This window comes from Collinsella sp. An268, assembly GCF_002159765.1.
In the GTDB taxonomy this organism is placed as follows: Bacteria; Actinomycetota; Coriobacteriia; order Coriobacteriales; family Coriobacteriaceae; genus Coprousia.
In genome coordinates this window covers 1-22,227 of record NZ_NFJH01000013.1, presented here as the reverse complement: position 1 = coordinate 22,227, position 22,227 = coordinate 1, and the positions used below count along the sequence as shown (strand labels likewise).

Sequence of the window (22,227 nt, the reverse complement as noted above, 5' to 3'; positions counted from 1 at the left end):
CACACCTCACAAGCGTACCCCAATGCGAGGCGATGTTGCGTGGTCGTTGACGATTTTCGGCGAGGTGTTAGGGATGGATAGCCCGTGAGGAGAGGGAGCGAGGCTTCGCCTAAAAAGCCCCTAGTGCTCCCAGCCGCACTCGATCGTCTGGTCGCGGCCCGGGCCGACCGACACAAACGAGACCTTGGTGCCTGCCAGCTCCTCGATGCGGTGCACGTAGTTCTGCGCCGCCTCGGGCAGCTCGTCAAAGCTGCGGCAACCCGAGATGTCGACACCGCGCCAACCGGGCATCTCCTCGTACACGGGCACGGCGGCCGCAAAGGCGCTCTCGTGCTCCGGCACGGTGGTGTAGCGCACGCCGTTGCACTCGTAGGCAACGCACAGCTTGATGGTATCGAACTCCGAGAGCACGTCGAGCTTGGTGAGCGCGATGTCCGTGAGACCGTTCACGCGGGCGGCATAGCGGGCAATCACGCCGTCGAACCAGCCGCAGCGACGGCGGCGACCGGTCGTCACGCCGTACTCATAGCCCTGCTCGGTCAGCGTGCGCCCCTCGGGCGTCTCGTAGGCGAGCTCGGTGGGCATGGGGCCCGACCCCACACGCGTGATGTAGGCCTTCATGATGCCGAGCACGCGGTCGACGTTCTTCATGCCGATGCCCGAACCCGTCACGGCGCCGCCGGCGGTGCAGTTGGAGCTAGTCACATACGGATACGTGCCGTGGTCGATGTCGAGCAGCGTCGCCTGGGCGCCCTCAAAGAGGATGCGCTCGCCCGCATCCACGAGCTCGCCCAGCAGAAGGCCGGTCTCGGTGATGTAGGGGCGCAGGCGCTCCGCCATGGGCAGATACGTCTCGCAGATCTGATCGACGGTGTAGGTCGGACGGTGGAAAATGAGCTCGAGCTGCGGGTTCACGCGGTCGAGCGCGCGGGCCATCTTGTCGCGGAACACACCCTCGTCGAGCAGGTCCTGCATACGGATGCCGATGCGCGCCATCTTGTCCTGATAGCACGGCCCGATGCCGCGCTTGGTGGTGCCGATGTTGTGGCTGCCGAGCAGCTCCTCGTAAGCGCCGTCGAGGTCGATGTGGTACGGCATGATGACATGCGCGTTGCCCGAGACCTTGAGGTTGGCGGTCGAGATGCCGTCCGCCTCAAACATGTCGATCTCCTCGAGGAGCACCGCCGGGTTGACGACGCAGCCGTTGCCGATGACCGAGATGCACTGGGGGTACATGATGCCCGACGGCACCTGGTGGAGACCGTACTTCTTGTCGCCCACAACGATGGTGTGGCCGGCGTTGTTGCCGCCCTGATAACGTACGACGCAATCGAAATCGCCGGCGATCAGGTCGCAGATCTTGCCCTTGCCCTCATCGCCCCACTGGGTTCCGACTAACACGGTCGACGACATGGTGTCTCCTCACCTAGCGCCCGTGCCACGCAGCCGTAGCCCGGACAAAAACTAAACAACCTCTCTATTATAGCCGCGGGCCACCTTCGCCACACAGCGCGCACGGTATTCGCGCCGTTTCAACCGGTAGGCGGGGGCAAGTGGCGTGCGGGCATGAATGTCCATGGCGTCTGCGCTCGCTACACCCTACGGTATCTCCGGCTCCGACCTTCTCCTTCTGCCGCAACAAGCCCGCGCTGCACAAGATTGTTGAGGATCCGTATCGTCTTGCTCTTGGTAAAGCCGGTTCGCTGCTCAACATCACCGCGAGAAAGAAGCAGTGTGCGACTCAATGTTTGCAGCACCAAGGACTCGTCTGGAAGAATCCCTCCCGAAACCGCGGTAACACAGGGCAAGGTCACCACCATTGAGCTCTCGCGCACCTCATACGTTGGCTTGACCAGCGCCTCTTCATACGCATCGTTGATGCGCGTAATGCCCGTTCCAAATTGCTCGATATAGTCAAGTCGGAAGAAGACGTTGGCAATAAGAGGATTCCGCGGAACCGATATGCCTCCTCCGAGGTAATCATCCACGCTAATCCCTTCCGGCAAGCCCCCGGGAGATGTGACGACAACCTTATCGTCATAGATACCGATGGTCACGTTTGCAGGAATATCCCACACGCGGTGAACGAGAGCGTTTGCAACTGCCTCCCTGAACGCCTCCCGCGGAATGCGCTCCACCTTCTTACGCAACGCCCCTTCTACCACCTCGTAGGTGCAGTATCTCTCGTACCACTCCAGTGTTGCATCGTATTGTTGCAATACCGACACTCCCGTGACGGTCTTACGGTCGAGAAACTCGCTTATGGTTGCACCAAAGCGAACCATATCCACACCCGCGAGGTCGTTATGATCTGCAAGTATCTCTGCTGCATGGTTGTAACTGCCATCGGGCAATTTAAGGCCAAGCGTTCGCAAGGTGTTGTCATCAAAACTTGTTAGACCGAGGTGAGACATGATGCGTTCCGACAGTACCTCGAACGAGAAATCGGTTCCATTTGACGGCGCCTCGTCAAATGTCATGTTTTGCCCCGAGAGAATGAGTCGAGAGAGTTCAACTCTATCGACCTCTATGCTTGCAGAGTCACCCCGACGATACGCCTTTCTTGCATAAAGGTACGGCTTACTTCTTCCCTCGTACACCCTAAGGCCCACCGTTTTTGCTTGTTCATCGACAAGAAGAGAGTAGCGGGGCACCGGGTCAATCGAGTCATTGATCATATTCTCGATTTTGAGAGCATCACCGACCGGATCCTCAAGCCCGATAACTTCTCCGTCGTCATCGACTCCAAACAGGATGGTGCCTGTACCGTAATTGGCAAAGGCACTCACCGTCTTAAGGAATGTTTTTGAAACAGACTGCTTGAACTCTAAATCGCGGGTTTCTCTCATGGCATCCCCTTTCGTTGCATCAATTATAGAACGAAAGGCTTTTCGATTCACTCGCAAATGCAACGAAAGCAGTTTCGTTGCATTATCGTTGCAACGAAAGGGGCCGATGGGGGGTGATGAAGCATGGCTCAAGTCGTTTATGAGCGTAAACGCACCGGCTCGCAAAAATCACTTTATCGTAATAAAGCACTTTCCTGCCCAAACGTTCCCGTTTTCAACGAAACCTAAGCTGTGTCATCGCGAAAGCACGCAATTAACGCTCATAAACGACTTGAGTGTGTCGCGCTACCCCTCGTCGTGCACGGCGTCGAGTTCGTAGAACTTAGTCGAGGCGGGCACGAACGCCAGATCAACGTCACCAATGGGGCCCGAACGGTTCTTGGCGACGATGATGCGCGTGACGCCCAGGTCGGGGCGGTCATCACGCGAGGCCTCCGTCTCGTCCGCCGCGCGGTCGAGAAACATAACGATGTCGGCGTCCTGCTCGATGGAGCCCGATTCACGCAGGTCGGAGAGCTGCGGGCGCTTGCCGGTGCGGCTCTCGACGGCACGCGAGAGCTGCGACAGCGCGATAACCGGCACCTCGAGGTCCTTCGCCATGATCTTGAGGCCACGGCTCATCTCGGAGACCTCGACGGTACGGCTCTCGGCGCGGCGGCCCGGCGGCGGGCTCACCAGCTGCAGGTAGTCGATCAGAATCACCGCGTGCTCCTTGTTGTGCAGCATGCGGCGAGCCTTGGCGCGAATCTCGGTCACCGTAGTGCCCGGCGTGTCGTCGATAAGGATGTCGAGCTTCGAGAGCTCCTGCGTGGCCTCGTTGATGCTCGCCCACTGCTCGGGCGTGATGCGGCCGGTGCGGAAGTCGGAGATGGAGAGCATCGCGTGCGCGCAGATGAGGCGCTGGGCAATCTCCTTACCGCTCATTTCGAGCGAGAAGAAGCCGACGGTAAAGCCCGCCGCCGCCGCGTTTAACGCGAGGTTGAGTGCGAACGACGTCTTACCCACGGCGGGGCGCGCGCCCACGATGATGAGCTGGCCCTCACGGAAGCCGAGCAGGAGCCGGTCGAGGCTGGGGAAGCCCGTCGGCACGCCGTGTGCCTGCCCGCCCGCAGCGCAGACCTCGGCCGCCTCGTTGTACGCCTCGATCATGAACTCGGTAAGCGAGCGGTACGCCGTCGAGACCTCGCGCTCGGTAACGGAGAGGAGCATGCTCTCGGCCCGCTCCACCACCTCTTTGGTGTCGAGCGGGGCATCGTAGGCAAGCGCGTTGATCTGGTTGGTGGCGCCGATGATCTCGCGCAGCATGGAGTCGCGCCGGACGATGCCCGCATGGTGCTGCCAGTTGACGAGCGAGAGCGTGTTACCCACGAGCTCCAAAATGTAGGCCTCGCCGCCAACCGCCGCGAGCTTGTCGATGGAGACGAGGTAATCGATAACCGAGATGGAGTCGATGGGGATGCTGCGCTCGTTCATCTCGATGAGCGCCTGAAAGAGCGTGCGGTGCGCCGGGCGGTAGAAGTCCTCGGGGCGCAGCTGGGAGATGGCGTCGGGCACCACCTCGGGTGAGAGCAGCATGGCCGCGAGCACCGTGGCCTCCGCCTCGGTGTTGTTGGGGAGCCCCTGGCGCGCGGCGCGCTCGTTGGTGGAGAGCTCGTATCCGTAATCGTCGGGCATGGGACTCCTCTCACATAGCGGGGCGGGGCGCCGGTGCAGGCGCGGCGCGAGGCGCCCGTTCTGACTCTGGGAGCACCCATACTACGACACGCACCGGCATGCGGACACGCAAATCGCGAGATTCCGTATGCGCTTTTGCCCCGCGCACGCCCGTGTGCCGGCCGGCAGCGCGCCGGGTAAGGGAGGTCTCCACATGCGCGCGCTCAGCCCTGTACAAGTGGGGGATAACTTTGCCATGATGACCCTGCGCGAATGGCAGTTATCAATGTTTTCCACAATGCGGCGGTGCGTCCACCCGTATGTTTTCCACAGGCAGCGGGTCGTCGTCGTCGCCCCTCGCGCACCGCGTCCCTTACGTTCCCCTTATGCCTCTAGTTGTGTGCAGTTAGTGAATCCGCAGGTAGATTGCTATGTTTCTGTAAATCCGCAGGTAGATGGTATGGTCATGCTACCGAAGAGCGGCCCTGCATCTGACCGTTTGCTGACAATCGGTGGTTCTTAAAACGCGACCCACGACACTCTACCTGTGGATTTCTTACTCCTCGCATCTGTCAAGGGAACAGGCGTGCGCACAAGGTCGAATAACTCGAAATGCCCGCGCAGGTAAGGGGAAGGAATCGTCTGATTGCATGCTCTAGGGCAAACGGGAGAAAAACGGCAGATTGTATGTCCGCGCAGAAAAGGGAGAGAAGTGGCAGATTGTATGAAAAGCAGGGTAAAGATGAGGCGGATTGTATCTTTTCATACAATCCGCCCCACCTTTGCACCCCTCTGAGCTGGAACCTCTCCGATCCGAAATCAGAACATACCATCTGCCTATGCAATCCGCGGCTTTTCTCCCCGCGGGGTCCCAAACATACAATCCGCCGATGTTATCCCCGCGGCTCGCCTCCCGCTTGCCTCCTACTCGTGGCTGCGCCGCCACAGCTCCAGATAGCGGCCCACCTGCGCCGCGTCGATACGCTGGTACGCCCCCGTGGGGAGCGAAGACAGGAATTTCTTGCCGTACCCCTTGCTCACTAGGCGGGAGTCCGCCAGCACGAGCACGCCCGTATCCGACGACGAGCGGATAAGGCGGCCCGCTGCCTGCTTGAGCTCCAGTACCGCCTCGGGCAATACGTAGCGGCCCCAGGCCCCCTTCTCGCGCAGGTCGCGCTCGCACGAGAGCGGGTCGGTCGGCCGCGCGAAAGGCAGTTTTGGAATCACCACGCAGCGGAGCGTCTCCCCGCTCGCATCGAACCCCTCCCAAAACGCCTTGAGGGCAAACAGCGACGAGCCCTTCTCGGCGATAAACCGGTCGCGTAGGCGACGCGTCGACGCCTGCCGGGTCTGGCACGCGAGCTCTAGCCCGTCGCGCGCGAGGGCGGGCTCCACGCGCTCGTAGAGGTCCTCCATATCGCGCCGGTTAGTGAAAAGCGTGAGCACCGATCCTCCCATGGCGCGGTGCACGTCCACCAGCAGGCGCTCGAGCGCCGTAAGGTACGCGTCGCGATTACGGGGATCGGGCAGGTCGCCCGCCACCACCACCGCCATGTTGCGGTCGAAGTCATAACTCGAGTCGAGATGGAGCGCGCGCGATGCTCCCGGCTCGAGCAGGTCCAAGCCGACGGCACGGTTGAAGTGCTTGAAGTCATCTGCCACCGAGAGCGTGGCCGAGGCGAAGATAAGGCTCCGCATCTCGGGATACCAGCGCTCGGCAAACACCTGCCCGATGTCGATGCGCTCCGCCGAGAGCGCCTCGCCGCCCGCGCGCAGGCGCTGATTGACGTGGAGGGCGTACACGTAGTGCTCGTCCTCGCCCGCGAGCACGAGCTTGAGGCCGGCGAGCACCTCCGCGAGGCGCCGCTCGGCGTCCGCGAGGTCGACAACCCACTCCGGCCGCTCGGCACCGAGCGTCTCCACGGCCGCCTTGAGGTTCTTGTCGCACTGATCGAGCGCGTCGACGGCGACGGTGCCGGCCTCTGCCAGCTCCGCCCACGCGTCAGATGCGCGCAACTCCGGGCTCACCCATACGTTTGCGCTGTCGTAGCCGCGCTCACGGGCCGCACGGGCCACGTCGCGCGTGAGGTCGAACACGTCCGCCATCACGAGCGACGCGCGCTGCACCGAAGCATTCGCCTTGGCGAGAAGCCCCATAAAGAGGGTGGCGGCATCCGACTGGGCCACCTCGGAGAGCAGCCGCCCGAGCACACCCGTCTTGTCGTTGCCCAGCCGCTCGAAGAGCGCGCGCACCTCCTCGGCAGAGACCTCAACCGCCCACTGACGGCGCGCCTCCGCCTCGATCCCGTGCGCCTCATCGACCGCCCAGATACGGATAGGTGGCAAGATCTTGCCGTCTGCCTGCACGTTTCTAAACAGGAGCGAATGGTTGGTCACCACTACGTCCGCGCGCGCGGCGCGGCGGCGGGCGCCATGCACCAGACATTTGTCGGGAAAGAACGGGCAGAGGCGGCGGGCGCACTCGCGCGACCCCGTGGTAAGGCTCGAGCGGTCGACGCTCCGCCAGCGGATACCGAGTGCGTCCAGGTCGCCCTCCGGCGACTGGCACACGTACGCGTAGATGACCGCTATGGCCGTAAGCGTGTCCGCCGGGTCGCGGTTGGTCTTGATCTCCGCCGTACTGCGGCGGAGTCGCTCGAGTTTACGCAGGCAGGGATAGTGGTCATATCCTTTGAGAGCGGTGTACCCCAGACCGCCGTCGAGCTCGCGCGCAAGGCGTGGCAGCTCGTGGAACATCAGCTGGTCAGCCAGGTTGTTCGACTTGGTGGCCACGCCCACGGTGACGTTGTTCCGCTTTGCCGTGAGGGCGAGCGGCACCAGGTAGGCGACGGACTTGCCCACGCCCGTGCCCGCCTCCACCACACGGTGCGTGCCCGTCGCAAGGGCGTCGCGCACCTCGAGCGCCATCGCCACCTGCTCGGGACGGGGCTCGTACTCGGGATACATCGCGGCCACCAGCCCGCCCGGGGCAAAGGCCCGCTCAATCTCGTCACGCGTAGGGACCTTCAACGCGGGCAGCTCGTCCACATCGACATGCTGAGGGGACGCATCCGCCTCGAGCACGCGCGCACGGGCCGCCGCGAGCGAGAACGGCGCCGCGGAGACCTCCTCCTCTGCCAGATACGAGAAGAGCGGCCGGTACGGCCAGGCAACCTCGGGGTGCATGTCAGCCAGTGCCCGCACCAGGCCCTCGGGCAGATCGGAGAGCGCCGTGAGCAGGATGGGCCACAAGCCCGCGAGCGCGTCGACATCGTCGCACGCGCGATGCGATACCGAGGCGCAGCCAAAGAGCTCCGCCATCGACGCCAGCTTATGGGAGGCGAGGCGCGGCAAGGCGATGCGCGACAGTGCGAGGGAGTCGATCCAGAGGTCGCTCACGGCAACGCCGCCGGGCACATGCTCGATAAACGTCCGGTCAAACGTAGCGTTGTGCGCCACCACCGGCCGTCCGCCCACAAAATCGGCCAGCGCCGCCACGGCGTCGCGCGCGCTCGGCGCATGGGCCACATCGGCGTTGGTGATGTGTGTGAGTTCCATGATCTCCGGCGGGATGGGACCCGTGGGATGCACAAACGTGTCAAACCGCTCCGCGATGGCACCGCCCTCGAGCCGTGCGGCCGAGATCTCAATCAGCTCGTTCTCCTGCGCAGAAAGACCCGTCGTCTCGGTGTCGAGGATAACGACGTCATCGCTGAGCAGGCCAAAGCTCCGTGTGCGGGCGCGCTCGGCAAGCGTTGCGTACCGCTTCGCCACAAACGCAGGTGTGTCGGGCATGAGCGCCGATGCGAGCGCCGCCGGCACGCTCCCCATTATCGGCACGCCTGCCCCCAGAGCTGCGGGTAACGCGAGGGCGTGAGGTCCGCCGGAACACGCGGGTCCGAGAGAAGGTGCGCGCGCGTGCCGTCGAGCGCGAGCTCGATCAGGCGGGCACACACCTCGCTAAACGCGAGGCCGGCGTGGCGCACCTCGTCCGGATACAGCGACGTATCCGTCATACCCGGCGTGGTGTTGGTCTCCAAAATAACGGGCCCCTCCGACGTAACGATAAAGTCGCTCCGTGAGAACCCGGTGCATCCGAGCGCTTCGTGGGCGCGGCAGGCGAGCTCCTGGGCGCGCGCGTAGTCCTCCGGCGCGATCTGCGCGGGGATGCGGTGCACCTCGGCAGGATCGATGTACTTCACGTTGAGGTCGTAGAACTCGGCGTTCTCCTGCTGGCGGATCTCCACCACCGGCAGGGCGCGAAGCGCATCCGGTGCGTCGTAGACGCCGACCGTGATTTCGGTACCCACCAGACGCTGCTCAACGAGCACCTTACCGCCGTGCTCGGCCGCACGCTCGATGGCGGGCATAAGCTCGGCGGCGCTATGCACGCACGAGACGCCGTAGCTCGACCCGTTGACGGCCGGCTTGACGAAGAGCTCGCTCCCCAGCTCGGCCACAACGGCCTTCGCATCAACGCCCTCCCCGCGCTCGAACACCATGTCACGCGCGACGGGAATCCCCGCATGCTGATACAGCGCCTTCGAGACGGCCTTGTCCGCCGCGCAGGCGCTCGCGATAACACCCGAACCGGTGTAGGGGACCCCGCAGAACTCCAGCACGCTCTGGATCTGACCGTCCTCGCCGCCCTTACCGTGGAGTGCTGGGAAGGCGACGTCGTAGGCACCGCCGCGGAGCCGGTCGATAAAATCCCCTGCTGCAGGGTCGAGCATCTCCACCGTGCCAAAGCCTGCCTCGGTGAGTGCTGCGCACACGTTCTTGCCCGAGTTGAGCGAAATCTCCCGCTCGTCGGAAATACCGCCCGCAAGTACGACCACACGCATGGACTCTCGTGCCTTTTCTGTCATAGCGACCGCTCCCTTCGCGATGTTTTTGCATCGCTCTCGGTGCCCTATCTCACTCACGGTATCCTATTCTATAGGCTCAACCACCACCGCCGCGCCGGCGCGCCCATTCAAAACGTCACATATCGCACGGCGGCGGCCACCAGAAAGGTTCGCTATGGAACAATCTGCGCCTTTGCGCGACATCCGCTCGCTCACACACGAGGAGCTGCGCTCACTCGTCGCCGAACTCGGCCAACCCGCTTTCCGCGCCAAGCAGCTCATCGAGTGGCTCGGAGAGAAGCAGGCTACCTCGTTCGACGAGATGACCAACCTTCCCAAAGCCCTCCGCGCATCGCTCGCCGAGCGCTTTAGCTTCAACATTCCCGTTGAGGTCGCAAAGCAGGTTTCACGCGACGGCTCGCGCAAATACCTGCTGCAATTCACCGATGGCGTCGCTGTGGAGACCGTCGGCATGCCCTCGCGCGGCAAACTTGCCGTCTGCGTTTCCTCGCAGGCGGGCTGCGGCATGCGCTGCTCCTTCTGCGCAACCGGCCTCGCCGGCCTCACCCGCTCGCTTACCGCGCAAGAGATCGTCGACCAGGTCATCCATGTCGGTCGTGATTTTGGCGAGCGCGTCACGAGCGTCGTCTTTATGGGACAGGGCGAGCCCTTTGCCAACTACAACGAGGTCGTCAAGGCGCTGCGCATGCTCAACAGCCCTGAGGGCCTGAATATCGGTGCCCGGCACCTTACCGTCTCTACCTGCGGCATCATCCCCGCGATTCGCGATTTTGCCAAACTTCCCGAGCAGTTTACGCTCGCTATCTCGCTTCATTCCGCCGTACAGGCGACGCGCAACCAGCTTATGCCAGGCGTCAAGAAGTTCACGTTGCTCCGTCTCCATGAGGCGCTGCAGGACTATGTCGAGAAGACCGGTCGCCGTCCCACGTACGAATACGCCATGATCGACGGCATCAATGACACCAACCCTGAGATGCTCACCTTGTGCGACTTCTGCGAGGGAACGCTCTGTCATGTGAACCTTATTCAGCTCAACTACATCCCTGACAGCCCGTTCCGCCCCTCTCCGGTTGAGAAGGTCGAGAAGCTGCAGAACATGCTCGCCTCACGCGGTATCGAAGCCACTATCCGCAATTCTCGCGGCTCTGATATCGATGCGGCCTGCGGACAGCTAAAGCAGCGTATCATCAACGCGCGTTAGCGATAGGGGAGCGAAACGCCCCCACAACGCTCCATGCGTACGACAAAGCGCCCGGAACCATTCATTTGGTTCCGGGCGCTTCACGTGAAACACCATAAGAGTTAAGATACCGAGTTCTTAAGCGCTCGGGTACCTGCCGCATCAAATCATCCGGATCGACAACAGACCGTCCATCTCAATGAGTGCCACCCGCACACGCAACGCCTGGTGCATTGTGGCCTATAGCCGCTGCTCTGTCTGGCCTGACCCATCCCTAATGAGATATCAGTTAGGTACCTTATTATTGCCTATTCTCAGCTGAACCGTCCTAGAACCCGATAGCCTCCCACTGATTCTCGACCCACTCCTGATTAATCTTTGGGTTTCTCGTCATCCGTGCCGTACGCATTGCAACATCTTCTGTCATACCTGCGACCTTACGCTTCGAGATGTTGAATGCATCCTGCACGTTGCGCAGCAGATACTCACGCAGCTCTTTGTCAGTTGCTAGCTTGTAACCTACAAACGAACCAATAGCTACCGCAGCGCCACCGAAGATCAAAGCTGTCACAACCTTATTGTTCATCCGAATCACCTTCTGTAAGTATCATCTCAGAGAGAATCCTCTTCAGCTCGTCCTCGTCCTTGAACTCGATCTCAATCTTATTCTTACCTCGAGTGCTCTTCACGCGTACGTTTGTATTAAACCGCTGGCGCAACACTCGAGCCGCTTTTTTAAAGGACTGAGGGGTAACAGGTCGAGGAGCTTTCGGTGTATCTCCGACAGAAAACAACGGTGCAAGATGTTCTGTCGCACGTACCGACAAACCCTCTTTGACAACCCGCTCAGCAAGCTTGATCCGCGCATCCTCATACGGAACTGCAAGGATAGCCCTTGCATGGCCTGCAGTAAGCTGCCCATCAAATATAAGCTGCTGAACCTGCTCGGGTAGATCGAGAAGCCTCAGAGAGTTTGTTATTGCAGAGCGGGACTTGGAGACAGCTTTGGAGAGAGCATCCTGCGTCATGCCACTCGCATCGATGAGCTGACGATATCCCTTCGCTTCTTCAAGCGGATTCAAATCCGAGCGCTGCAGGTTCTCGATAAGAGCAAGAGCCATCATCTGCTGATCATCAACATCCTTGATGATAACAGGCACTTCGGTGAGGTCAGCGAGCTTTGATGCCTGATAGCGACGCTCTCCTGCGATGATCTCGTACTTACTGCCCTTCTTACGTACAAGCAGCGGCTGCAGGACACCATGTTCTCTGATAGATTCACTCAGCTCATTCAGCTCGGTTTCATTAAAATGAGTTCGCGGCTGATTAGGGTTTGGAACGATATCTCCAATTGAGAGTTTGGTTTCAGACCCGCTGTTACCTGTCTCATACTGAGCCTCGCCAACAAGCGCGTTCAGACCACGACCCAATGCCTTCTTTTTTGGACTAGGCACGCTTCATCACCTCTTTCGCTAACTCTCGATATGCTTTTGCACCCTTGTTGTTGGGAGCATACTCAATTACCGGCATACCAAACGAAGGGGCTTCAGATAGTTTGACGGTACGCGGAATCAACGTCTTAAATGTCTTATCGCCAAAATAGTTTCGAACCTCATCAACCACCTGGTTTGAAAGCGAAGTCCGTGAGTCATACATAGTCATAAGGACACCGAAGGTATCCAGATCCTTATTGATGCGAGACTTAACCATTCTCATAGACTCTAATAGCTTGGTAACGCCCTCAAGTGCGTAATACTCGCACTGAATGGGAATCAATACGCTGTCTGCGGCCGTTAGCGCATTGATGGTGAGCAAACCTAGTGAAGGAGGGCAATCGATGAATATGAAATCGAACTCATCACGTACTGGTGCTAGCAGCTCTTTTAATCGAGTTTCGCGCGCCATCGCTGAGACCAACTCGATTTCTGCACCCGCAAGCTGTATGGTAGCCGGCACAACAAAGACCTTTTTACTGTCGGTATCATGAATAAGGTCTTCGACCGGCACATCGTTAAGCAAAGCATCATAGATGCACTGGCTTAATTCTTCTTTTTCAATACCAAATCCACTGGTACTGTTTCCCTGCGGGTCAAAATCAACCAGTAAGACCTTCTTATTGTTCTCGCCAAGCGCAGCCGCTAGATTCACTGCAGTCGTTGACTTTCCAACACCGCCTTTTTGATTGATTATTGCTATCACACGTGTCGGCTTCGCGCTCTTCGAACGCTTTGTATCTCTAAACCCCACACTGCCTCCTTGTCTATTTTAAGCGTGTTTGATGCAACATGAGGCATGTTTCACGTGAAACAACCAACATGAAACGACTCATAGGCTCATTATGTTTCACGTGAAACATAATGACAAGCCATATATTGAAGATTGAGAACGAATATGTATCGAAGACAATTTATGAATCTCAATTAATCAAATTGAATTGAATACTAATTGTCGACAAACTCTCAAATTGACGGTGGTATCTGATGGGGATGAAGTAATACAGCAATTCTAGCTCGAGTTTGTACCTCCTAATAGAACAGCGTGATTCAGCTGTAGAAATCATTTAGATGGTCAAAAATGAAATGGGACTCAGATCGAACTCATTAAGAATCATTTCGGAGCATATGTTTCACGTGAACAGTAGACCTGAGCAAATTGATCAGCCTACCTAGCATTCGATAAACGAAAAACACTGAATGAAAGTGTTTCACGTGAAACACTGTGACATTGGTAATTAGTGATATACACACCCTATGTAGGACCGTAGGGCGTGCTTAGTTAAGTGACGAAAAGGAATGGAAGCAATATAGTTAGCTGTAGATGCGTTTACGAATCTAAAAGGCATAGCATACTGTGTAACTGAGCGAACGCAAGGTTGAAAACAGATTTATGGAGTACAGATACTCTCCTCAGACATATAACCTTACAGTCACCACCAAATAAGATGATTACACGCTGTCATGTGAGTCGATTTCATAGCAACGCCTTGTAAAGACGAACATAGAACAGAAACAGAAACCCTCAATCCGTGAGCGAGCAGCATAGGATTGAGGGCATGTCATAAAGCAAGAACGTTAGACAGATGTTGCATCGTCAGAAGTGTAATCAACAGAGAGGCGCTTTCTTAGCAGCACCAATTGCTCGAGGCAGAACAACTTGTGGTTTTGCATATCGCTCGTAAACAAGGATCTCTCGATGGCCTAATTCAAGCGGAAGCTCAAGAGAGGATTGTTTGACAAGACGCATGCCACAAATCTTTCCGGCGCGGTTCCCATGATTAAGCTCATCACGAGTTGGATTACCCTTGCTGACGAGTAAGTAGCCCCCGGAGACTAGTAAGGGTGCGGCATACTCGACGAGAACAGGAAGCGACGACATAGCCCGAGCGGTAACAACAGCATAAGAACTCGGATGAGAAGCAGCGAAGGATTCAACGCGATCCTGAACGGCTTCGCATCTTGACGCTAACCCTAATGACTCAATGAAAGATGAAACCGCACGGACCTTTTTTCCAACAGAATCCAACAGAGTGAAATGACGATCGGAGCATAGACAAAGAGGGATACCAGGGAAACCGGCACCAGTTCCCATATCAAGACAAGGTCCCTCAGGTGCAGCACAGAGATAAGAGAGAAGAGTCAGAGAATCAAAGAGATGGAGCACAAGGGCTTCATGAAGATCAGTAATACGAGTGAGATTGGTAGTCTTATTCACCTCAAGAACAAATAGTAAGTGCTGGACGCACCTCTCGGCAATCTCAGGAGAAATACTCAGAGCATTCTCGGAACAGAGACGCAAGAACTCAGAAGTCAAAGCATCTGACTCAGGATTAAGAAAAGCGGTACACATAGTCAAAAGAACCTCATCAATGACAGAAACCTATGAAGCATGAACTTCAGTCAAATAAAAAGGAGACACACCAAGTGCGTCTCCTAAGCATACCTAAAATAGAAGGCAACTAGATTAAGACACTAGATAGCTGAGATAACTACACGACGATCAGGGTCAACGCCTTCAGAATGAGTCTCAACCCTTGTGTTCTCACGAAGCGCAAGATGGACAAGGCGGCGCTCGTAGGCATTCATCGGTTGAAGGGATACGGACCCATGTTGACGAATAGCTCGAGATGCAGCACGCTCCGCCATCTCGGTGATCTTATCGCGACGACGACTCTTGTAGCCCTCGACATCGACCACGATGGGGAATCGGAAGCCAAGCTTGCGGCTCAGCAGCAGAGAGAACATAGTCTGGAAAGATTCAAGCGTACGCCCGTGACGGCCGATGAGGACGGCAAGATTGGGAGCGGTGATATCAAGGATGATCTCACCCTCATCACCGTCGTACTCATCAATAGGCGCATCAGCAGCATCGAAGAAGCCCAGAAACTCACGGAGTATGGTAAGAGCCACATCTACGAGCGTATCGATCTCCTCGTCAGTTAACTCCTCACCAGCCTTGTACTTCTGCTCAATAGCAGCATAGGGACCGGTGACGACATCAGCATCGGCGGTAGCCTGCACATCGTTTGCGGTTTCAAACTCAACAGAAGCGTCTGACATACGTGCCTCACATTTTGTTAGGTACCTAATATTTCCCAATGAGATAGAAAAAGACGGCTGCCGCAGCAGCCGTCTCCCACTATAGCGCGTTAGTGCTTCTTATGCGGGCGCGCTTTGCGCTCGCGACGCACGACGTCGACCTCAATCGGGGCGTTCTTGAGGCGCTCCTCCTCATCGGCCTTCGCTTTCTCCATCACGCGCTGCGTAATGAAGACCTGCTGAACAACCTGCCAGGCAGTGGAGACGTCGTAGTACAGCAGAACGCCGGCGGGAAGACCCCAACCGATGAAGAGCATCATGACGGCCATGACGACCGAGGTGGTCCGCATGGTAGAGGCCTGCGCACCCGTCTGGTTGCGCGACATGTACAGCTGCGGAATCAGCGTCAGCACGGCGAAGAGCACCAGCGAGATGAGGTACGGCAGGGCGGCCGCAATGCCCTCGGCCATGGTGCCAGCAGGGGTGGCGGTCAGATCCGGCAGGATATTAAAGAACGAGAAGGACGTGCCCTCGAAGTAGTTCTGCAGGTTGGAGAGCAGCGTGAAGAGCGCGATAAGGATCGGCATCTGGATGAGGAGCGGCAGGCACCCACCCAGCGGGCTGAACTTATTCTCCGAGTAGAACTTCTGCATCTCCTCGTTCATGCGCTGCGGATCATCCGCATAGCGGTCCTGAATCTCCTGCAGCTTGGGCTGAAGCACCTGCATGCGCGCCGTCGACTTGGTGGACTTGATCATAAGCGGCGTCAGCAGCAGACGCACAATCAGCACCAAGATGACGATCGACAGGCCCCAGTCGACAGCAAAGCTCTGGATGAGGCGCAGGATCTCGAAGAGAATGTTGACGATCCAATCCCACATGATGGAAATCCTCCGTGTCCCGACCCGCTACGGGACGGGGTCGTAGCCACCCGCATGGAGCGGGTTGCACCGCAGGATACGGCGCGCGGCCAGGAATATGCCGAACAGAACACCGTGCTTTTCTATAGCCTCGACGGCATATTGAGAGCACGTTGGCACGTAAATGCACGAATCCGGGAGCATCGGCGAGATGTGTCGCTGATAGAACCGAATGGGTGCGATTGCGCACCGGCGAAGCAGCGCAGCGCTAGCCAAGGGTGACACCCGCCCGCCTGCAGAGCCCTTGAAGGGCTTGGATGAGCGAATCGGCCGACGCAGTTGCGGTGCCGCGCGTGGCGAACAGGATGATGTCCTTGCCGGCCACCGGAACACCCACTGCGCGGGCACACTCCCGCATGACCCGCTTTGAACGGTTGCGCCACACCGCGTTTCCCAGACGCTTAGGAGCAGCGAAGGCGACCCTACCAGGGCCGCCTTCGCTTACAGAATCAACTATCACCATACGCATCAGGGGATGGTTGTAGCGCCTTCCCTCGGTATAGACGCGCTCGAAGTCCGGACGAGACTTGATGGTCTGCATACGGAACCTAGCAAGAACGACTAGACGGTGAGACGCTTGCGACCCTTGGCGCGACGACGGGCGAGAACGGCACGGCCGCCCTTGGTGGCCATACGGGCGCGGAAGCCGTGGGTCTTGGCGCGCTTGCGCTTGTTAGGCTGGTAGGTACGCTTCATGGTTACAATCCTCCTGCTGCGTTTCTAGCATGCGTACGAGTGGATGATGCACGACATGCGGTTTATGCACGTGAGCTTTCAGATTGTAGGGAATACATCTGGGCAATGTCAACAAATCTCCGCAGGTTAACGACAACTCATCACAGGCGTTCGACGCCGCTCTGAAGGCGCATTCGAACTTTTCACGACTTTTCATCCATATTTCGGAGTTTTCCACAGGTTGTGCAAGGTGTGTGCATAACTTTTCACTCGTTTTCTTCAGTTTTCAACATGTTTTGAAAACCTGTGGAAAGGTTTGAAACCTTTCAGGTGAGCTACTATCTATACACCGCACCAACGGAGATTGAGAGACCATGGCTGACGACTTCTATCCCTTTGTCGATTCGGGCGACCCGGCGCCGGACAATCAGCACCTCCCGGACGCCACGCCGGCCACGGAGCAGCCGGGAGCTGCGCCCTCCGAGGCCGCCGGCAAAGCAGAGACGGCGGCCTATGCGACACGTATCTCCGTCTACGACGACCTCTACGCAACGCCGCGCGTCATCGTGATCGAGCCCGGCCCCGTACGCTCTTATCTAGAGGAAGTGACCAACACGGTCTACCGCGCCATGAAGGAGCAGGGGGGCGCTATCTCGCTCATGGTTATCCGCGAGATAGTGGAGAACTTCATTCACGCGCACTTCGTCGAACCCATCATCTCGATTCTGGACGGCGGCAACACCATCAGGTTCGCCGACCAAGGACCGGGCATAGCCGACAAGGAGCGGGCCTTCGAGTTTGGCGTGACCTCGGCGAATCGCAGTATGAAGCGGTATATCCGCGGCACCGGCTCCGGCCTGCCGATGGTCCAGCAATACCTCGAGGCGGCAGGAGGGGCCGTCTCCATCGAAAACAACCTCGGCGGCGGAACCGTCGTGACCGTAAGCACCGATCCCGAGCGCGTTCTCGAGATAAAGCGTGCGGGCGGTCGTGGGGCGGCCGTGCGCCCGGTGGATGAAAGGACGCAGAGCGCAGCGGGCACGACGCCGCCGAGCCCCTGGGAGGAGCAGACGGCGAACCCTGCGGCGCAACCTTGGAGCGAGGGAGCCGGGGCGCCGCAGGGCTGGCAGGGCGCACCCGGGGTGCCCACAGACCAGCAGCAGCCGCCTGTGCAGCCCCCAGCTTATGGCGGACCGTATCCCGCTCCCTACGGAACGGGATACCCCCAGCCCTATGCGAACCAGTATCCGTACCAGAACCCTTACGCCAACCCGTACGCGCCCGTGGCAGGGGGATATCCCGCCTGGCCGACGTACCCGTCCGCACCCGGATGGCAACCGGTCCCCGGCTATTCACAACCGTCTGCGAGTTTTCCACAGACGGGACATGAGTTTTCCACAATGCCCGCACCAGGGCCGCAACCTGCGCATTCTCCCTTAGAGGGGGATGGCGCGACGATGCCCGCGGGCGAGCTCATCGTGAGCGAGCGCGGTCGCCTTGCCCTCTCCTACCTGCTGGAACACGGTCATGCCGGCCCCTCGGAGCTCACCGCGGCCTACGGCCAGTCCGGCCCCACGTGGTCGCGCGAGCTTGCTACACTGGGCAAGCGCGGCTTTACCGTCAAGCAGGGTCAGAAGTATTACCTGACCGAGCTGGGCGCGAGCTGGGCGCGCAGTCATTCTTAAGTAGGGCGAGGTGACCATGGACAACGAAGCGCAGATCATCCTGGACGATACCATCTCGTTCTGCGAGCGTGACGGAATCGACGCGCGCCTCATCAACATGCTCAAGCAGTCGCGCGGGCTCGAACTCACGGACACGACCCTCACCCTTGAGGCACCGTCGCGCTTTGCCGCAGCCGCGCTCACAAAACAGCGCGCCACCATCGAGCGCTACCTCGAGGAAATCGCGTTCGCGCCCGTCTCGCTCACCGTGACCACAGCGCTGCCGGCGGCTGAGAACGTTTCACGGGAAACCGTTCAGGCGCCGCAGCCCGCACCCGCGCCGGCTGCCATGGGTGCGACGATGGAGACCGCATCCGCAGCCGTTCCCGCGGCGCCCGCGCAGGCGGCGCCTGCCATGTCGACGGCTGCCGCAGCGGCATCGCATGCCGCCGTACCCGCGCCCGTAGCAGCCGCACCGACGATAGCGCCTGCACCGGCGCCAGCCATCAGCATCGCCTCGAGCGAGCCGGCGGATGACGAGGGCGAGGCGCGCGTCAAGGTGGTCAACACCATCAGCGCGGGCGACCTCAAGCGCCTCATGAGCTCCATGAGCCAGGCCCCGGCCCATGCCGTAGGGACAACCGCGCCCGCCGCGCAGACCGCTGGCACGGGGAACGCTGCCGCACCGGCGGCGAGCTATCCCGCGGTACCCATCAACTCCAAATTCACCTTTGAGAACTTCGTCTACGGCGACGAGAACAAGCATGCGTACAACTCGGCCGTCCGCTTTGCCGCCACGGCCGAGGACCCTGAGAGCTACAGCTCGCTCTTCATCTATGGCAAGTCAGGGCTCGGCAAGACGCACCTGCTGCTCGCCATCAAGAACTACCTCAACGAGAACTGCCCGCACCTGCGCGTCAAGTACGCCAACAGCCAGGCCTACATCGACGACTTCATCAACGAGGTCGCGCTGCAGAAAGACCAGCACCGCGCCATCCTGCGCGACTACCACGATGCCGACGTCCTCATCATCGACGACATCCAGAACATCATCGGGAAGACCGCGTCCATCGACAACTTCTTCAGCCTGATGGATGAGTTCATCCGCAACAACAAGAAGGTCGCCATCGCCTCAGACCGCGCACCCAAAAACCTCGGCATGGACGAGCGCCTGACGAGCCGCTTTAACGCCGGCATGCTCTGCCTCGTCTCGGAGCCCGGTTTTGAGATGAAGTACATGATCTTGCGGCACTACTACGAGAACACGGTGCTTCCGGCCGCCGACGACGCCGGGGCGCCGCGAGGCGACCAGTCGCTCCTCTCGTCCATCCGCACGGGCGGCGGCCACCTCACCGAAGACGACCTCAAGCACATGGCGAGCGTCTCGGGCACCAACATCCGCGAACTCGAGAGCTTCTGCGAGCGGTGCGCGGGGGAGTCGTTTGAGCGCGAGCAGGCGGGGGAGCACCTGACCGCCGAGGACATCGACCGCATCGCCAACGAATACTTCGACTCGGCGCACAAGCGCATCAGCGTCGAGACGGTGCAGAAGGTGGTTGAGGACTTCTACCACGTGAGCCACGCCGACCTCATCGGGCCGCGACGCCAGGCAGGTATCGTGCGCGCGCGGCACGTGGCGGCATACCTCGCCCTCGACATGTGCGAGATCTCGGGCGTGGCCGTGGGCGCCGCCTTTGGCGGACGAGACCACACGACGATCCTGCACTCGGTGAAGGTGGTCGAGGGCCTCAAGAAGGACCGCTCGTTTGCCGAAGACCTGCAGGCGCTGCGCAACAAGATCATGCTGCGCTCCTAGCGGCAACGGGCACGATCGGACGTGGGGAAAATGACGGGAAAGGTGGGACATAACCTGTGGATAACCTAAGCGGCATGCGGGAAAACTTTTACACAGGGGCCCGCAGTGGAAAACCAGCCCCGTTATCCACTGCGCAACGGCGCATAACTTTTAGGCCGTACGCAGGGGGAATGCGCACAATCCACACCATCAACCGTCTTATTACTATCATTGGTAGTTAGAACTTATATATAAAAGAAAGGGCGCGCCATGAAGTTCACCGTAAGCCAGTCATCTCTCGCCGACGCGATAGCCACCGTACAGAAAGGTGTTGCAACCTCATCCACCCTGCCCATCTTGGCGGGCGTGCTCATCCGCGCGACCGACGGTGTCCTCGAGTTTCAGACGTCCAACTACACCACGTCCATCCGCCATCGCATCGCCGCGCACGTGGAGGAGGAGGGCGCGACCGTCATCCCCTGCAAGATGCTCGCCAACCTCATCAAGACGCTTCCGGACGCCGCCGTTGCCTTTGAGACGGTCGACCGGCAGATCGCCATCACCTGCCAGAAATCGCATGTGCGCCTGAACACGCTCGATCCGGCGGACTTTCCGGAGTTCCCGGCGTACGCAATCGAGGCGAGCGTCGAGCTGCCGATGAACATCCTGACCGAGATGACGGCACGCGTGTGGCGCGTCACCTCCACCGACAAGGCGCGCCCGATCCTAGGCGGCGTGCACATGACGGTCGAGAACAATACGCTGCGCCTTGTGGCGACCGACTCCTTCCGTCTGGCCGTATGCGACACGCAGGTGGAGACCTCGACGCTCGAGGGCGCCTTTGAAATCAACATTCCAGCCGAGGCCATGAACGACGCGCTCTCCATCATGCGCGACGAGCCGGCGATCCTCGTGGGGGCGACCGACACCCAAGTGGTGTTTGAGGCGGGCAACACCTGCTACGTCTCGCGCCGTCTGGAGGGCACGTACCCCAATTACAAGCAGCTGATCCCCACGTCGTGCATGACGAGCGTCAAGATCGACGTCGCCTCCTTCAACGCGGCGCTCAAGCGTGTCGCTGTCATCGCGAGCAGCAACCCCGCGGTCAAGATCGAGATCGATACGGACGCCGGCACGCTCTCGCTCTCCTCCATCTCGGGCGACCAGGACCTCGCCCAGGAGACCATCGACGTGGAGGCAGAGGGAGAGAGCGGCACCATCGCCTTTAACTACCACTACATCTTTGGCTGCCTGAACGTGCTTAACCGCGAGAAGGAGATCACGCTCGAGCTCAAGAGCTACCAGGCGCCCGGCGTGTTCAAGAGCTACGACAAGATCAACTACCTCTACCTCGTGATGCCCGTGCGCATCTAGCGAGGCGGGACGTGGCGATCTTTGCGCGCACGCTCACGGTGCGCCACTACCGCAGCTACGCGTCGTACACGCTCGAGCTCGACCCGCGCGTGACCGTGCTCGTGGGGCGCAACGCGCAGGGTAAGACGAATCTTATCGAGGCGCTGCAGCTTCTGACGTCGGGCACGAGCTTTCGCAAGCCCGCGCCCTCTGAACTGGTGGCGGAGGGCGAGAGCGCGTGCTCGCTCGCCCTCCGCCTTGAGGGCGACGGCCGCGTGGTCGACTTGGGTTGCACGGTCACCGACGGCAAGCGCTCGTTTACCCGCAACGGTAAGAAGTGCCCCGCCGCCGGGGTGCGGGGCGTGGTGCCGAGCGTGCTGTTCTGCCCGGACGACCTCGACATGGTCAAGCGCTCGGCAAGCGTCCGCCGCGCGGCGCTCGACGGATTCGGCGTGCAGCTCAACGAGCAGTACGCGCAGCTTCTGGGCACCTACGAGCGCCTCGTGGAGCAGCGCAACGCCCTCCTCAAGGAGCGGTGGTGCACGCGCGAGATGCTCGTTGCGTGGAACGACGCGCTCGCGCAGGCGGGGTCGTCGCTCATGGTGCACCGCCTGGCGCTGCTCGAACGGCTTCGCGCGCGGTTTGTGGAGGCGTATGCGGCCATCGCGCCCGGCGAGGGGGCGGATATCGCCTATGAGCCGACGGTGCTCGACGGGGGCGCGGCGGGGGCGCACC

At 59.7% G+C, this 22,227-nt stretch carries 19 protein-coding genes; 5 read left to right on the top strand and 14 right to left on the bottom strand.

Features of this window, described 5'->3' with window-relative positions; genetic code table 11:
• Positions 1-120: 120 nt before the first annotated feature.
• The 5 genes from B5F70_RS09470 to B5F70_RS09450 all read right to left on the bottom strand — a co-directional run bounded on the left by B5F70_RS09470 (position 121) and on the right by B5F70_RS09450 (position 9,370).
• Positions 121-1,413: an adenylosuccinate synthase gene (locus B5F70_RS09470; RefSeq protein WP_087205325.1), complete on the bottom strand. Its 1,293-nt coding sequence runs from the start codon at positions 1,411-1,413 to the stop codon at positions 121-123.
• Between the two features lie 179 nt (positions 1,414-1,592).
• The gene (locus tag B5F70_RS09465) at positions 1,593-2,849 is read right to left on the bottom strand and encodes an ATP-binding protein (protein ID WP_087205324.1); all 1,257 of its coding nucleotides are present in this window, start codon (positions 2,847-2,849) and stop codon (positions 1,593-1,595) included.
• 285 nt (positions 2,850-3,134) lie between these two features.
• A complete protein-coding gene (gene dnaB / locus B5F70_RS09460) occupies positions 3,135-4,523 on the bottom strand; it encodes a replicative DNA helicase (RefSeq protein ID WP_087205323.1) in 1,389 nt (462 codons plus the stop codon).
• A 903-nt stretch (positions 4,524-5,426) separates the two neighbouring features.
• A complete protein-coding gene (locus tag B5F70_RS09455) occupies positions 5,427-8,333 on the bottom strand; it encodes a helicase C-terminal domain-containing protein (protein WP_087205322.1) in 2,907 nt (968 codons plus the stop codon).
• Positions 8,333-9,370: a D-alanine--D-alanine ligase gene (locus tag B5F70_RS09450; protein WP_087205321.1), complete on the bottom strand. Its 1,038-nt coding sequence runs from the start codon at positions 9,368-9,370 to the stop codon at positions 8,333-8,335. Before B5F70_RS09450 ends, B5F70_RS09455 begins: the two co-directional genes overlap by 1 nt.
• 154 nt (positions 9,371-9,524) lie before the next feature.
• On the opposite strand from B5F70_RS09450, the gene rlmN reads away from it, so the two are divergent.
• Complete coding sequence (rlmN, locus tag B5F70_RS09445; RefSeq protein ID WP_087205320.1) at positions 9,525-10,571, top strand: 23S rRNA (adenine(2503)-C(2))-methyltransferase RlmN; 1,047 nt, start codon at positions 9,525-9,527, stop codon at positions 10,569-10,571.
• 307 nt (positions 10,572-10,878) lie between these two features.
• Here rlmN and B5F70_RS09440 read toward each other — a convergent pair whose 3' ends face one another.
• The 9 genes from B5F70_RS09440 to rpmH all read right to left on the bottom strand — a co-directional run bounded on the left by B5F70_RS09440 (position 10,879) and on the right by rpmH (position 16,701).
• Entirely contained in the window at positions 10,879-11,136 is a 258-nt protein-coding gene (locus tag B5F70_RS09440; RefSeq protein WP_087205319.1) for a hypothetical protein, read from the bottom strand.
• Complete coding sequence (locus tag B5F70_RS09435) at positions 11,126-12,004, bottom strand: ParB/RepB/Spo0J family partition protein (protein WP_206383549.1); 879 nt, start codon at positions 12,002-12,004, stop codon at positions 11,126-11,128. The genes B5F70_RS09440 and B5F70_RS09435 overlap by 11 nt, the downstream gene beginning before the upstream one ends.
• A complete protein-coding gene (locus B5F70_RS09430) occupies positions 11,997-12,797 on the bottom strand; it encodes an AAA family ATPase (protein WP_087205318.1) in 801 nt (266 codons plus the stop codon). The genes B5F70_RS09435 and B5F70_RS09430 overlap by 8 nt, the downstream gene beginning before the upstream one ends.
• 855 nt (positions 12,798-13,652) lie before the next feature.
• Entirely contained in the window at positions 13,653-14,396 is a 744-nt protein-coding gene (gene rsmG, locus B5F70_RS09425) for a 16S rRNA (guanine(527)-N(7))-methyltransferase RsmG (RefSeq protein ID WP_087205317.1), read from the bottom strand.
• Between the two features lie 122 nt (positions 14,397-14,518).
• Positions 14,519-15,106, bottom strand: coding sequence for a R3H domain-containing nucleic acid-binding protein (locus B5F70_RS09420; protein WP_087205316.1), 588 nt, complete (start codon positions 15,104-15,106; stop codon positions 14,519-14,521).
• A gap of 89 nt (positions 15,107-15,195) precedes the next feature.
• A complete protein-coding gene (locus tag B5F70_RS09415) occupies positions 15,196-15,966 on the bottom strand; it encodes a YidC/Oxa1 family membrane protein insertase (protein WP_087205315.1) in 771 nt (256 codons plus the stop codon).
• Positions 15,967-15,993: 27 nt separating this feature from the next.
• Complete coding sequence (yidD, locus tag B5F70_RS09410) at positions 15,994-16,206, bottom strand: membrane protein insertion efficiency factor YidD (RefSeq protein ID WP_087205335.1); 213 nt, start codon at positions 16,204-16,206, stop codon at positions 15,994-15,996.
• 7 nt (positions 16,207-16,213) lie between these two features.
• Positions 16,214-16,546 (bottom strand): ribonuclease P protein component, encoded by a 333-nt coding sequence (rnpA, locus tag B5F70_RS09405; protein WP_087205314.1) that lies wholly within the window; start codon positions 16,544-16,546, stop codon positions 16,214-16,216.
• Between the two features lie 20 nt (positions 16,547-16,566).
• Positions 16,567-16,701 carry a 50S ribosomal protein L34 gene (gene rpmH / locus B5F70_RS09400; protein ID WP_019127408.1) on the bottom strand — a complete coding sequence of 45 codons (135 nt, stop codon included), beginning with the start codon at positions 16,699-16,701 and terminating at the stop codon, positions 16,567-16,569.
• A gap of 353 nt (positions 16,702-17,054) precedes the next feature.
• Here rpmH and B5F70_RS09395 point away from each other — a divergent pair, with 353 nt between their 5' ends.
• The 4 genes from B5F70_RS09395 to B5F70_RS09380 form a co-directional block, all read left to right on the top strand.
• Positions 17,055-18,365: an ATP-binding protein gene (locus B5F70_RS09395; protein WP_087205313.1), complete on the top strand. Its 1,311-nt coding sequence runs from the start codon at positions 17,055-17,057 to the stop codon at positions 18,363-18,365.
• A gap of 16 nt (positions 18,366-18,381) precedes the next feature.
• Positions 18,382-20,160, top strand: coding sequence for a DnaA/Hda family protein (locus tag B5F70_RS09390; protein ID WP_087205312.1), 1,779 nt, complete (start codon positions 18,382-18,384; stop codon positions 20,158-20,160).
• 249 nt (positions 20,161-20,409) lie between these two features.
• Positions 20,410-21,513 carry a DNA polymerase III subunit beta gene (gene dnaN / locus B5F70_RS09385; RefSeq protein ID WP_087205311.1) on the top strand — a complete coding sequence of 368 codons (1,104 nt, stop codon included), beginning with the start codon at positions 20,410-20,412 and terminating at the stop codon, positions 21,511-21,513.
• 11 nt (positions 21,514-21,524) lie between these two features.
• On the top strand, positions 21,525-22,227 hold a 703-nt coding region (locus tag B5F70_RS09380; RefSeq protein WP_158094980.1), incomplete at its 3' end, for an AAA family ATPase.